General features: G+C 63.3%; 10 protein-coding genes. 5 read left to right on the top strand and 5 right to left on the bottom strand.

Features of this window, described 5'->3' with window-relative positions; genetic code table 11:
• Positions 1–4 precede the first annotated feature (4 nt).
• The 3 genes from AC0L2Y_RS16335 to AC0L2Y_RS16345 all read right to left on the bottom strand — a co-directional run bounded on the left by AC0L2Y_RS16335 (position 5) and on the right by AC0L2Y_RS16345 (position 4,840).
• Complete coding sequence (locus AC0L2Y_RS16335) at positions 5–3,484, bottom strand: indolepyruvate ferredoxin oxidoreductase family protein (RefSeq protein ID WP_473557727.1); 3,480 nt, start codon at positions 3,482–3,484, stop codon at positions 5–7.
• A 224-nt stretch (positions 3,485–3,708) separates the two neighbouring features.
• Complete coding sequence (locus tag AC0L2Y_RS16340) at positions 3,709–4,239, bottom strand: hypothetical protein (protein WP_352492667.1); 531 nt, start codon at positions 4,237–4,239, stop codon at positions 3,709–3,711.
• The gene (locus AC0L2Y_RS16345; RefSeq protein WP_473557729.1) at positions 4,232–4,840 is read right to left on the bottom strand and encodes a CGNR zinc finger domain-containing protein; all 609 of its coding nucleotides are present in this window, start codon (positions 4,838–4,840) and stop codon (positions 4,232–4,234) included. Before AC0L2Y_RS16345 ends, AC0L2Y_RS16340 begins: the two co-directional genes overlap by 8 nt.
• A gap of 139 nt (positions 4,841–4,979) precedes the next feature.
• Here AC0L2Y_RS16345 and AC0L2Y_RS16350 point away from each other — a divergent pair, with 139 nt between their 5' ends.
• The 4 genes from AC0L2Y_RS16350 (at position 4,980) to AC0L2Y_RS16365 (ending at position 9,491) form a co-directional block, all read left to right on the top strand.
• Complete coding sequence (locus tag AC0L2Y_RS16350; RefSeq protein ID WP_473557732.1) at positions 4,980–5,885, top strand: branched-chain amino acid ABC transporter permease; 906 nt, start codon at positions 4,980–4,982, stop codon at positions 5,883–5,885.
• 204 nt (positions 5,886–6,089) lie between these two features.
• Positions 6,090–6,674: a TRAP transporter small permease subunit gene (locus AC0L2Y_RS16355; protein ID WP_352492669.1), complete on the top strand. Its 585-nt coding sequence runs from the start codon at positions 6,090–6,092 to the stop codon at positions 6,672–6,674.
• Positions 6,674–8,452, top strand: coding sequence for a TRAP transporter large permease (locus AC0L2Y_RS16360; RefSeq protein ID WP_473557851.1), 1,779 nt, complete (start codon positions 6,674–6,676; stop codon positions 8,450–8,452). Before AC0L2Y_RS16355 ends, AC0L2Y_RS16360 begins: the two co-directional genes overlap by 1 nt.
• 16 nt (positions 8,453–8,468) lie before the next feature.
• On the top strand, positions 8,469–9,491 hold the full coding sequence (locus AC0L2Y_RS16365; protein WP_473557734.1) for a zinc-dependent alcohol dehydrogenase family protein: 1,023 nt from the start codon (positions 8,469–8,471) through the stop codon (positions 9,489–9,491).
• Between the two features lie 66 nt (positions 9,492–9,557).
• On the opposite strand, the gene AC0L2Y_RS16370 is transcribed toward AC0L2Y_RS16365, so the two are convergent.
• Positions 9,558–10,667 carry a TRAP transporter substrate-binding protein gene (locus AC0L2Y_RS16370; RefSeq protein ID WP_352492671.1) on the bottom strand — a complete coding sequence of 370 codons (1,110 nt, stop codon included), beginning with the start codon at positions 10,665–10,667 and terminating at the stop codon, positions 9,558–9,560.
• A 284-nt stretch (positions 10,668–10,951) separates the two neighbouring features.
• Here AC0L2Y_RS16370 and AC0L2Y_RS16375 point away from each other — a divergent pair, with 284 nt between their 5' ends.
• Positions 10,952–11,725, top strand: coding sequence for a gamma-glutamyl-gamma-aminobutyrate hydrolase family protein (locus AC0L2Y_RS16375; RefSeq protein ID WP_473557738.1), 774 nt, complete (start codon positions 10,952–10,954; stop codon positions 11,723–11,725).
• Positions 11,726–11,731: 6 nt separating this feature from the next.
• Here AC0L2Y_RS16375 and AC0L2Y_RS16380 read toward each other — a convergent pair whose 3' ends face one another.
• Positions 11,732–12,127, bottom strand: coding sequence for a hypothetical protein (locus tag AC0L2Y_RS16380; protein WP_352492673.1), 396 nt, complete (start codon positions 12,125–12,127; stop codon positions 11,732–11,734).
• Between the last annotated feature and the right edge of the window lie 123 nt (positions 12,128–12,250).

Here is a 12,250-nt window from a genome sequence, read left to right on the forward strand (position 1 = left end):
GGAATCATTCGGCGGCTTGAAGCTGCGTCCGCAGCGGCGCCGTCGAAAGGCGGTCGAGCAGACGCTGGCGTTCGCCGGCGGCTTTTTCGGCACTGGCCCGCTTGACGTGGCCAAAGCCGCGGATGAGCGCCGGTACCGAAACAAGCGCGGCAGCGGCCTCGATCTTGCCCGGCGCCAGCGCGCCGGCGACAAGCTCCAGGTCGGCTTCATAGAGGGCAAGAAGCTCCCGCTCCATACGCCTCTCTGCGCTGTAGCCGAACAGGTCGAAAGCGGTGCCGCGCAGGCCCTTCATCGCCGCCAGCAGGCGGAACCCGTTCATCATCCACGGGCCAAAGCTCGATTTCTTCGGCTTGCCGTCACTGCCGCGCCTGCCCATGATCGGCGGTGCGAGATGGAATTCAAGCTTGCCGTAGCTCTGGAACTGATTTGCGAGCTCTGCGGCAAAGGAGCCGTCCGTATAAAGCCGCGCTACCTCGTATTCGTCCTTGATCGCCATCAGCTTGAACAGGTTCTTTGCGGCAGCCTCGGTCACCACGGTCGAACCGGGCACAGCATTGGTTTCGGCCTTGCGCAGCGCCGCCAGTCTGTCGGCATAGCGCTTGCCATAGGCGGCGTTCTGATAGGCGGTCAGGAAGGCGACGCGGCGAGCAATTATATCGTCCAGCGTCTCGGCAATTGCGGCATGCTGCGCGGCCTTGCCCGGCTGGGCGAGAAGGCTGCGGACGAAATCCGGCTGGTGGGCGGCGCGGCGGCCCCAGCGAAATGCCGCGATATTCATCGCTACCGCCTCGCCGTTGAGCTCGATCGCCTTCTCGACCGCCTCCGCCGACAGCGGCAAGCCGCCGTGCTGGAAGGCGAAGCCGAGCATGAACATGTTGGCGCCAAGCGAGCTGCCGAACAGCGCGGTGGCGGTGCGGGTAGCGTCGAAGAAATGCGTCCTGCCGTCGCCCGCGGCAGTTCTTATCGCTTTCTTCAGCCGCTCGACGGGCAGCGAGAAATCGGCCGAACGGGCGAACTCGCCCGGCATGATCTCGGCGGTGTTGACGAGGAAGATGGTATGGCCTTCGCGCACCGCGGCCAACACCTTCTTGGCACCCGAAACGACGAGATCGCAGCCAAGCACGAGATCGGCCTTGCCGGCCGATACGCGAATGGCGTGGATGTCGTCCGGCGTGCGGGCGATGCGGACATGGGTGAACACAGAGCCGCCCTTCTGGGCGAGGCCGGCCATGTCGATCATGCCGCAGCCCTTGCCTTCCAGGTGCGCGGCCATGCCTAGCACCGCGCCTATGGTGACGACGCCGGTGCCGCCGACACCGTCGATGATCGCCGCCCAGCCTTGTTCACCGAGCGCAAATTGCGCCGGCGCCGGCACACCCGCGAGCGGGTCGGCCGCGCCGGCAATGCCTTCGGCTTTCCTGATTTTGGCGCCGTGGACGGTGACGAAGGACGGGCAGAAACCGTTGACACAAGAGAAGTCCTTGTTGCAGCTCGACTGGTCGATCTTACGCTTGCGGCCGAATTCGGTCTCGACCGGCTGGATCGAGACGCAATTCGACTGCACGCCGCAATCGCCGCAGCCTTCGCAGACCAGCTCGTTGATGAAGATACGCTTGTCGGGATCGGGGAAGGTGCCGCGCTTGCGGCGGCGGCGCTTCTCGGCGGCGCAGGTCTGGTCGTAGAGCAGCACCGAGACGCCCTTGACCGAACGCAACTCGCGCTGGACGAGATCGAGATCGTCGCGGTGGTGGATGGTGGCGCCGGCGGGAAATTCCACCTTGCCGGTATATTTGTCCGGTTCGTCGGTGACGATGGCGATGCGCTCGACGCCCTCGGCGCGCACCTGCCTGGCGATCATGTCCACCGTCAGGCCGCCCTCGTGCGGCTGCCCGCCGGTCATCGCAACGGCGTCATTGTAGAGGATCTTGTAGGTGATGTTGGCGTCGGTCGACAGCGCGAAGCGGATCGCCAGCACACCCGAGTGGTTGTAAGTGCCATCGCCCAGATTCTGGAAGATGTGCTCGCGCTTCGAGAACGGCGCCTGGCCGACCCACTGCGCGCCCTCGCCGCCCATGGCGGTGAAGCCGACGGTGTTGCGGTCCATCCATAACGCCATGAAATGACAGCCGATTCCGGCGGCGGCAAGCGAGCCGTCCGGCACCTTGGTCGAGGAATTGTGCGGGCAGCCGGAGCAGAAGAAGGGCGTGCGCGAGGCGATGTCTGACGTGTCGGCCAGCATCGCCTGGAACTGGCGCAACTTCGCCACCCGCGCAGCGATTTCTTCCGACGGGCCGATCGTTCGCAAAATCCTCTCGCCGAGCGCGATGGCAATATCATTGGGGTCGAGCGCGCCCTTGGCCGGGAACAGCCAGTCGCCGCGCTCGTCCTTCTTGCCGACGATGACCGGCTGCGTCGCAGTGCCGTAAAGGTTCTCGCGCAGTTGCACCTCGATCAGCGAGCGTTTCTCCTCGACGACGACGATGGTATCGAGGCCGCGAGCAAAGTCGGCGATGTGCTGCAGGTCGAGCGGCCACGGGCAGCCGACCTTGAACAGCCTGATACCGATACGACTGGCGGCCGCTTCGTCGATGCCGATATCCTCCAGCGCCTGGCGAACGTCGAGATAACTCTTGCCGATGGTGACGATGCCAAGCTTGGCGCTGCTGCCGCCCGAATAGACGATCCGATTCAGCCCATTGGCGTGGATGAAGGCCGAAGCGGCGGCGCGCTTGTATTCATGCAACCGCTCCTCCTGGCCGAGCATGTCGATCTCGTTACGGATGTTGAGGCCGCCGGGCGGCATGTCGAAGTCCGGGATGACGATATCTAGCCGGTCGAGCGCGGCATCGACCGAGGCCGTCGATTCGATGTTGTCCTTGACGCATTTGATCGCCGCCCAGGTGCCGGCAAAACGCGACATGGCAAAGCCGTAGAGGCCGTAGTCGATGATCTCCTGGACGCCGGCCGGATTAAGGATCGGCACCATGGTGTCGACGAACAGGAACTCGGTGGCATGCGCGTTGGTCGAGGATTCGGCCATGTGGTCGTCACCCATCAGGGCCAGCACGCCGCCATGTCTCGATGACCCGGCGAGATTGGCGTGGCGGAACACGTCGCCGGAGCGGTCGACGCCCGGACCCTTGCCATACCAGACTGAAAAAACGCCGTCATGGGTACCCTCGCCCAGCAATTCGGCCTGCTGCGAGCCCCAGCAGGCGGTGGCGGCGAGCTCTTCGTTGAGACCGGGCTGGAAGACGATGTCCGACTGAGCGAGCTGGTTCCTGGCCTTCCACAGCTGCATGTCGAGGGCGCCGAGCGGCGAGCCGCGATAGCCGGAGACGAAACCGGCGGTGTTCAAGCCAGCCCGGCGGTCGCGCTCGCGCTGCATCAGAAGCATGCGGATGACTGCCTGGGCACCCGACAGGAAGATGCGCTCCTTTGCCAGGTCGAACTTGTCGTCGAGCGCGACATTGTGCAGCGTCATCAGGCATTTCCTGTGCGGAGGTCGCGCCTAGAGGTGCGCGGCCAACGTCGGAGTCGAGTGCCCACAGTCTTTCTTCCCTTGCCGGGGAGGTCAAACAAAATCGAAGGTGCCAGGCGGTCCGCAACAAACGATCCGTGAGCGGCCGTGTGGCGCCACGAAACGCCTGTCGGGGAGGATGGCCAAGCACGAAAATTCCGGCGGCGGTCGGTGCCGCTGGTGACGCATCATGCAGCCTTTGGGCAGCTGGGCTTCGGTTCACCGGGCAGCTTGCCGTCGACATGGCCGGCCAAGTCCTTGTTGAGCTCGTAGACTGGCCCGACCACCAGAGGCCGGTCGGGCAGGACCGACTGGTCGAGCGAGGACGTCAGAGTGGTCTCGAAACTCTGCAGCAACTTGCCGCTGGAATCCTCGATGCGGATCGACACCGCATAGGGCTTGTCCTTGACAACGCAGGTGAGCGGCGGGCTGGTGAGCGTCACATGCGGCAGCTTCGGCCATATTTTCTGGGTGACGATGATCGGATCACCACCGGCCGGGTTCTGGAAGGAGACCACAGCGACCTGCCCCTCACCCACCGGCCGCAGCGGATTGAGGGTGATGACATAGGTGGCGATACCCAGCCGGTAGTTGAACTCGAACAGCTTCCCGGAAATGGCGAACAGCTGGTCCTTGCCGGAATCACGGCAGGCGCCGAGCGCGGCCGCCGCAAACAACGCCGCGACGACAATCATCGCGCGCGAACATTTCTTAGACATTGGTGACCTCCCTGGCCGCGGTTCGGCGGCGATAGTATCGGTTTGCCTTCTGGCGGTTGCCGCACACCGCCATGTCGCACCAGAGGCGGCTGGAATTGCGGCTTCGGTCGACAAACAGCCAGCTGCAGTTCGGACATATCCTCAGCCTGGCGATGGTGTCGCTGCGCAGCAGCGACAGCGCCGAGACCGCAAGCGCCGCCTCGAAGGCGATCGGATTTGCCGGGTCGCCGAACGGTTTCCCGGGCGTGCCGATTTCGGTGTGGCCATGGGCGAGGCCATCGGCGCAGGCTTCCAGGAACTCAGGCATGTCGGCGGTGTCGATCGCACCTTTCGATACCGCGCCGCGAAACAGCCGATCGGTCGTCTCCCGGATCGACAGCACCACCGGTGCGATCTTTTCAGGCGCCGGCGCCACGAGCCGCCTGCCGCCGCGCGCGGCGGCGCGAAAGCCACTCGCCGCTTCGGCAAAGCGGGCGATCTCGGCCGGATCGTCGAAACGGTCGAAGGTTTCCTTTGGATCGTTCCGCAAAACGACGGTGTTCGCCGTGTCGAGCGCCAGCATGCCACCGGTGAAGCGGTGCGGAGTCCAGGATACTGTCATATGGAGAATCTAACCGATAAATCGCGTTTGACAAGTTAGATTCCGGGTGCAACGCTCGTCACTGAGGCGATCGCCGTATTGAGAATGTCGTCCGCCCCAAACCCCGCCCCGATTGCGGGACATGCATCGAGGGTCTTGCATGCTCTATTTCTTCCAGCAGGTTCTGAACGGGCTGCATTCGGGCGCGCTCTACGCATTGCTTGCCTTCGGCTACGTGCTGACCAACGGCATCCTGCACCGTACCAATCTTGTCTATGGCGCGCTGTTCGCCTTTTGCGGGCATACGATGATCCTCACCGCGGCGTTCGGCTATCAGGCGCTGTGGCTGACGCTGTTTGCATCGGTTGCGCTCGGCGTAGCTGCGGCATTCCTTTATGCGGCGCTGCTCAGCCATGTCCTGTCGCGAAGCATCTTCGAACCGCTGGCCGACCGCTCGCCCAACGCCATCGTGGTGACGACGCTCGGCATATTGCTGGTCTTGTCGGAAGCCAGCCGCATCGCCGCCGATACCCATGACCTATGGTTGCCGCCAATGCTGGCCCAGACCATCGTCTTCGCGCAGAATGCCAGCTTCAAGGCGACGTTGACGCTGATCCAATTGCTCGATTGCGCCGCCGTGCTGGCGGCTATTGCGCTGGCTGCGTGGGGGTTCACACATTCCAGCTTCGGCCGAAGCTGGCGTGCCGTATCCGACGATCCCAAGGCCGCTGCGATGTGCGGTGTCGATGTCCGCGCGGTGTTCCGGCGTGCGGTGCTTTTCGGCGGGCTTTGCGCGGCATTGGCTGGCGTGCTCGCCGCCTTCTACTACGGAAACATCAGCTTCGGCACAGGGTTGGTCTACGGGTTGAAGATCCTGTTCGTAACCGCAGTGGGCGGCTATCTCTCGCCTTTGCGGGCGGCACTGGGCGCCGCCGCTTTCGGCATGGCCGAATCGCTATGGGCCGGTTATTTCCCGCTCGAATGGCGGGACGGCTGGATGTACCTGTTCCTCGTCGCCATGCTTGTGCTGATCGGCTCCGGCCGCGACCAACAGAAGATCGCCTGAGCCGCATCCGACTTTGGTTGGATGAAAGCGCCGCATGTCCTTGGACATGCAAACGACGAGGCAGCATTTTGCCGGGCGTCACCTCGCAACTGTGTTTATGCGGGCTGTCCCATGTTGACCCGCCGAACCACGCACTGCATACCGTTGGTCCACAGCGACGCGACGGACAGGGAACCGGCGTGCTCTGACACAAGGGAGGAATGCATGGCAGGGCTTCTCGCTCTTTCCAGAACCATCGACCGTTTGAACGAATTCATCGGCAAATGGGTTTCGTGGCTGATCCTGCTGGCAATCCTGGTAAGCGCCGCCAACGCCGTCATCCGCAAGGTGTTCGACATGTCCTCGAACGCCTGGCTGGAATTGCAATGGTATCTGTTCGGCGCCGCCTTCATGCTGGCCGCCGCCTACACTCTGAAGCAGAACGACCATATCCGCATCGATATCGTCTACGGCATGTTCTCGCGCCGCGTGCAGCACTGGATCGACCTTTTCGGTCACGTCTTCTTCCTGATGCCGTTCGTGACGTTGATGGTGGTCTATTTCGTTCCCTATGTGTCGCTGTCGTATCGCAGCGGCGAGATGTCGAACAATTCCGGCGGGCTGATCATCTGGCCGGCGAAGGCGATCCTGCTGGTCGGCTTTTTCCTGCTCGCGCTGCAGGGCATTTCCGAAATCATCAAGAAGATCGCCATCATGCGCGGTCGGATGGACGATCCCACTCCGTTCATATCGGTGCATGAGCAGGCCGAACTCGAAGCCAAGGCGCTCGTCGAAGAGGTGCGCTCGTGATCGAGTTCATCGCCCAGAACATGGCGCCGATCATGTTCGCCTCGCTGATCGTCTTCCTGCTGATCGGCTACCCCGTCGCCTTCTCGCTCGCCGCCAACGGTCTGATGTTCTTCTTCATCGGCGTACTGCTGTCGCCCTATTCGGGCGGCTCGATCAATCTCGCCTGGCCGTTGCTGCACGCGTTGCCGGATAATTTCTATGGCAGCCGGGTGATGTCGAACGATACGCTGCTGGCGATCCCGTTCTTCACCTTCATGGGCATCGTGCTCGAACGATCCGGCATGGCCGAAGACCTGCTCGACACGATCGGCCAGTTGTTCGGACCGGTCCGTGGTGGCTTGGCCTATGCCGTGATTTTCGTCGGCGCTCTGCTTGCCGCGACGACCGGCGTGGTGGCGGCTTCCGTCATCGCCATGGGGCTGATTTCGCTGCCGATCATGCTGCGCTACGGCTACGACCGGCGGCTGGCATCCGGCGTCATTGCCGCGTCCGGGACGCTCGCCCAGATCATCCCGCCGTCGCTGGTGCTGATCGTCCTGGCCGACCAGCTCGGCCGCTCGGTCGGCGATATGTACAAGGGCGCGCTGATCCCCGGGCTCATTTTGACCGGCATCTACATGCTCTACATCCTGCTCATGTCGATCTTCCGGCCGAAGTCGATGCCGGCCCTGCCGCTGGAGGCCCGCACGCTGGGCCATGGCGTGCTGTCGCTGCTGGCGGCGCTGCTGGCGGCGGTGGTGGTTTCCTATGCGGCGTATCGCTACCTCGCGCCGAACCATGGCGGCAACGCCGATATCCTCGGCGCCAGTATTGGCGTCATCTTCATCTATGTCGTGGCGATCATCGACCAGCGCCTGAAGATCAACCTGATGTCCAGGCTGGCGCAGCAGGTGATCATCGTGCTGATCCCGCCGCTGGCGCTGATCTTCCTGGTGCTGGGCACAATCTTCCTTGGCATCGCCACGCCGACGGAAGGCGGCGCCATGGGCGCCGTCGGCGCGCTGGCAATGGCGGCGATGAAGGGGCGGCTGTCACTCGACGTGGTCAAGCAGGCGCTGGCCTCGACGACCAGGCTGTCGTCCTTCGTTCTGTTCATCCTGATCGGCGCGCGGGTGTTCTCGCTGACCTTCTACGGGGTCAATGGCCACATCTGGGTCGAGCACCTGTTGACGTCGCTGCCGGGCGGTGAGGTCGGTTTCCTGATTGGCGTCAACATCCTCGTCTTCGTGCTCGCCTTCTTCCTCGACTTTTTCGAACTTGCCTTCATCATCGTGCCGCTTTTGGCACCGGCGGCCGATAAGCTCGGCATCGACTTGATCTGGTTCGGCGTGCTTTTGGGCGTCAACATGCAGACCTCCTTCATGCATCCGCCCTTCGGCTTCGCGCTGTTTTATCTGCGCTCGGTCGCCGCGCGCGTGCCCTATCTCGACCGGCTCAGCGGCAAGCAGATCGCGCCGGTCACCACAGGGCAGATCTATTGGGGCGCGGTGCCCTTCGTCTGCATCCAGGTCATCATGATCGGCCTGACCATCGCCTTCCCGCAGATGGTGATGCACTACAAAGGCACCGTCGTCGATCCGGGCACCATCAACTACCAGGTGCCGGAGACGCCTGGCATCGGCTTGTCGCCGCTTGGCGCGCCGCCGGCCAACGGCGGCACTGCCCCGGCCTCACCTTCCACACCGGATTTGTCGCAGCCGCCGAGCTTCGACGAAAAGCCGCCCGCGAAACCGGCGGCGCCGGCAGTCGATCTGTCGCAACCACCTAGTTTCAACTGAGGAAGGCCCGGTAGCCATGAAGGCGGTGCGACTGGAGCGAGTGGGCCGCCTCGCCATGTGCGAGGTCGAGAAACCGACCGCCGGGCCAGACGAGCTGCTGGTGCGGATCGAGGCGTGCGGCGTCTGCGGCACCGACAGGCATCTTTTCCATGGTGAATTCCCGTGCACGCCGCCGGTGACGCTCGGGCATGAGTTCTCCGGCATCGTCGAGGCGATCGGACCTGCCGTATCCGGCTTTTCCGTGGGCGACCGCGTTACCGGCGACCCCAATATTGCCTGCGGGCGCTGTGCGCATTGTCAAGCGGGCCGGGTCAATCTCTGCGGTAATTTGCGCGCCATCGGCATCCATCGCGATGGCGGCTTTGCCGAATATCTTGTCCTGCCGCAGAAACAGGCCTTCGTTTTGCCAGACAATCTGGCGCCGACGCATGGTGCGTTCTGCGAGCCGCTCGGTTGCTGTCTGCATGGCGTGGACCTTGCCGCGATCAAACCAGGCTCGTCGGTTGCCGTGCTCGGCGGCGGCGTGATCGGCTTGCTCACCGTTCAACTGGCAAAGCTCGCCGGTGCGACGACCATCATCTTGTCGACGCGTCAGGCCTCGCGGCGGGCTCTAGCCGAGCAACTTGGCGCAACGGCGACGGTCGATCCCAGCGCTTCCGACGTCACCGAAGCGATCGTCGGCCGGTCGGGTTTGATGCCGGGCGGAGTCGACGTGGTGTTCGAATGCGCCGGCGTGAAAGACACCGTCGAGCAGTCGCTACGGCTGGCCAAAGCGGGCGGCACAGTTGTCATCGTCGGCGTGATGCCGCGAGGCATGAAAGCGGCGTTCGAACCGTTCGACCTGCTGTTCCGCGAGTTGAAGGTCCTGGGCTCCTTCCTCAACCCCTTTACCCATCGCCGGGCCGCCGATCTTATCGCCTCGGGGGCGATCGAGGTAGATCGGCTTATATCGCGGCAGGTCAGCCTCGACGAGGCGGTGGCGATCATTGCCAACCCGCCGGCGCCCGGTGAGGTCAAGGTCCTGGTAATGCCCGGCTGATCGCAAACGAGATGCACTGCGGCGCCAGCGTCCCGAAGGAACGCCGGCGCCGCAGAGCAGCAAGATTCAGAGCTTGCTGTTGCGCTGCTGGACCATCATGAAAGTGTCGTAGTTGTACTCGGCCACCTGCGCCCAGAGATAATGCTCCTTGCGGAACGCCTTGATTGAGTCCCAGATCTTCTTGAACGGCGCGTTCGAGGCTTCCATCTCGGCATAGACCTCGTTGGCCTTTTCGAAGCAGGCGGCCATGATCTCCTGGCTGAACGGGCTCAACTTGGCGCCGCCGGCAACCAGCCGCTTAACCGCCGCCGGATTGAGATAGTCGTATTTCTGCAGCATGTTGGCGTCGGCCGCTTGAGCGGCAGTATGCACCAGCGACTTGTAAGCCGGCGAAAGTTCGTCGTATTTCGCCTTGTTGAACATCAAGTGGACGGTCGGTCCACCTTCCCACCAGCCGGGATAGTAGTAATAGGGCGCAACCTTGTAGAAGCCGAGCTTCTCGTCGTCGTAGGGGCCGACCCATTCGGCGGCATCGATCGTGCCTTTTTCCAGCGCCGGATAAATGTCGCCGCCGGCGATCTGCTGAGGAACCACGCCGAGCCTTTGCACCACTTTGCCGGCAAAACCACCGATACGCATCTTGAGGCCGGAAAGGTCGGCGACCGTTTTGATCTCCTTGCGGAACCAGCCGCCCATCTGCACGCCGGTATTGCCGCCCGGCAGCCCGAACAGACCCTGCGTCGCCAGGAACTCGTTGAACAGGTCGATGCCGCCGCCATGATAGTGCCAGGCGTTTATGCCGCGCGCGTTGAGCGAAAACGGAACCGCCGCTCCCAGCGCCCAGGTCGGGTCCTTGCCCCAGTAATAGTATGCCACAGTATGGCAGGCCTCGACGGTGCCGGCAGTGGTGGCATCGGCGGCCTGCAGGCCGGGAACGAGTTCGCCGGCGGCGAAGACCTGGACCTGGAAGTTGCCGTCGGTGGCCTCCGACAGCATCTTGGAAAACACTTCGGCACCGCCATAGATCGTGTCGAGCGACTTCGGGAAGGACGACGCCAGCCGCCAGGTCACTTTCGGATTGGACTGGGCGATGGCCGGCGCGGCAAGTGTCGCGGCAGCGGCCGCGGCGCCAACACCGGCGGTGCCGGCCTTGCGGATGAACGAACGACGATCCATGAAGTTCCTCCCTTTTGGATCCACTGACCGACATTCGGGACACATCGGCGCCCGGATCGGCTTCGAGCCGACAATACACAGGCAAGGAGTCGAGTCCAGCGCGGCAGCCCGGTTTGAGTGGCGCATTTCGGGGAAATTCACGGCGTTGGGGCAGATCTTGCAACTATAGTCTAAGGTCGATTAACTGGCCTACGCGACACGCCGAAACTTGCCATGGAAATGCGCCTTCGGATCGCCTATTTTGCAGGCAGATAATTCGTTGCACCCGATGGGATCCGGACCAAATGCACCAGCCGCTCGTCGCCATATCGACCGACGTCCGCCAGTTCGACAATTACACCTGGCATGCCGCGCCACAGCAATATCTCGAAGCGGCGCTTTCGGGTGCAGGCGTGTTCCCGCTGCTGGTACCGTCCTTCGGCGACCGGCTCGACTTCGATGAACTGCTTTCCGCCGTCGACGGCGTCATGGTCACCGGTTCCAAATCGAACGTTCATCCCTCGCTCTATGGCGGTGACGCCAGCGAAGCTAATGGTCCTTACGACCCCGCCCGCGACGCGACGACGTTGCCGCTGATCCGCCGGGCGGTGGAGCGCGGGGTGCCGTTGCTCGCCATCTGCCGCGGCATCCAGGAGATGAATGTGGCGCTGGGTGGCACGCTGGCCACCGAAATCCAGGAACGCGCCGGTTCGCTCGATCATCGTGCGCCGGCAAGCGACAATCAGGACGAACGCTTCGCCATCCGCCAGAGCGTGTCGATAAAACCCGGCAGCTGCCTGGCCGGGGTCTTCGGCGCCGGCGACGTCATGGTCAATTCGGTGCATCGCCAGGCCATCGACCGGCTTGGCCCGAAGCTGCAGGTCGAAGCGGTCGCCGCCGATGGCACTGTCGAGGCGGTTTCGGTGCGCGATGCACGGGCTTTCGCCGTCGGCGTCCAGTGGCATCCCGAATACTGGGTCAAATCGGACAGCATCTCGTTAAAGATATTTCGCGCATTTGGCGATGCGGTGCGCCTGCATGCTGCCGCAAAATCCGCGTCGCGCGCCGCGGCAGAATAGCGCTCGTCAGTTGCCGGTCGACGCCAGCGTCAGCAGCGGTAGCGCCGGCGCGTAGGATTCGTAACCATCGCCGTCGGCGACTGAGAACATGACGATCGGATCGGTACCGTTGGCGCTGAAGGTGACCGTGCCGTCATCCTGCTCTCGCCAGAACTTCGCCTGCTCGACGCCGGGCAACACCCGGCGGCAATTTGCGGCGACGGTCAACAGCGACAGGCCTTGCGAAATCTCGGCGCCGCGGCTGACCGCACAAGACGCCTCGTCGCCATGGGCTACCAGCCTGTAGTTGCCGGATGAAGGTGGTGCCTCACTGGCTGCACGGCTTTCACCGCTACCGGCGTAAAACAGTTGGGCGCTGCCGAACAGCGCAGCGACTGCCATTAATGCGGGAAGCGTCTTCATCCTGGTTCTCCGCGCATTTCAGGCGCGCCGCGTTCGAAGAGATCAGGGAGGCGCGCTTCATTTTGCTGTCATGTGCTGTCAGGCGGACAGACACTGCGAAGGGCTCAGAATGATTCCCAGGGG

Source organism: Mesorhizobium sp. WSM4830 (assembly GCF_055811495.1).

Coding starts and splice junctions, on each gene's coding strand:
- AC0L2Y_RS16365 (WP_473557734.1), top strand. CDS start 8,469: ATGAAGGCGGTGCGACTGGAGCGAGTGGGCCGCCTCGCCATGTGCGAG.
- AC0L2Y_RS16335 (WP_473557727.1), bottom strand. CDS start 3,484: ATGACGCTGCACAATGTCGCGCTCGACGACAAGTTCGACCTGGCAAAG.
- AC0L2Y_RS16340 (WP_352492667.1), bottom strand. CDS start 4,239: ATGTCTAAGAAATGTTCGCGCGCGATGATTGTCGTCGCGGCGTTGTTT.
- AC0L2Y_RS16350 (WP_473557732.1), top strand. CDS start 4,980: ATGCTCTATTTCTTCCAGCAGGTTCTGAACGGGCTGCATTCGGGCGCG.
- AC0L2Y_RS16380 (WP_352492673.1), bottom strand. CDS start 12,127: ATGAAGACGCTTCCCGCATTAATGGCAGTCGCTGCGCTGTTCGGCAGC.
- AC0L2Y_RS16370 (WP_352492671.1), bottom strand. CDS start 10,667: ATGGATCGTCGTTCGTTCATCCGCAAGGCCGGCACCGCCGGTGTTGGC.
- AC0L2Y_RS16345 (WP_473557729.1), bottom strand. CDS start 4,840: ATGACAGTATCCTGGACTCCGCACCGCTTCACCGGTGGCATGCTGGCG.
- AC0L2Y_RS16375 (WP_473557738.1), top strand. CDS start 10,952: ATGCACCAGCCGCTCGTCGCCATATCGACCGACGTCCGCCAGTTCGAC.
- AC0L2Y_RS16355 (WP_352492669.1), top strand. CDS start 6,090: ATGGCAGGGCTTCTCGCTCTTTCCAGAACCATCGACCGTTTGAACGAA.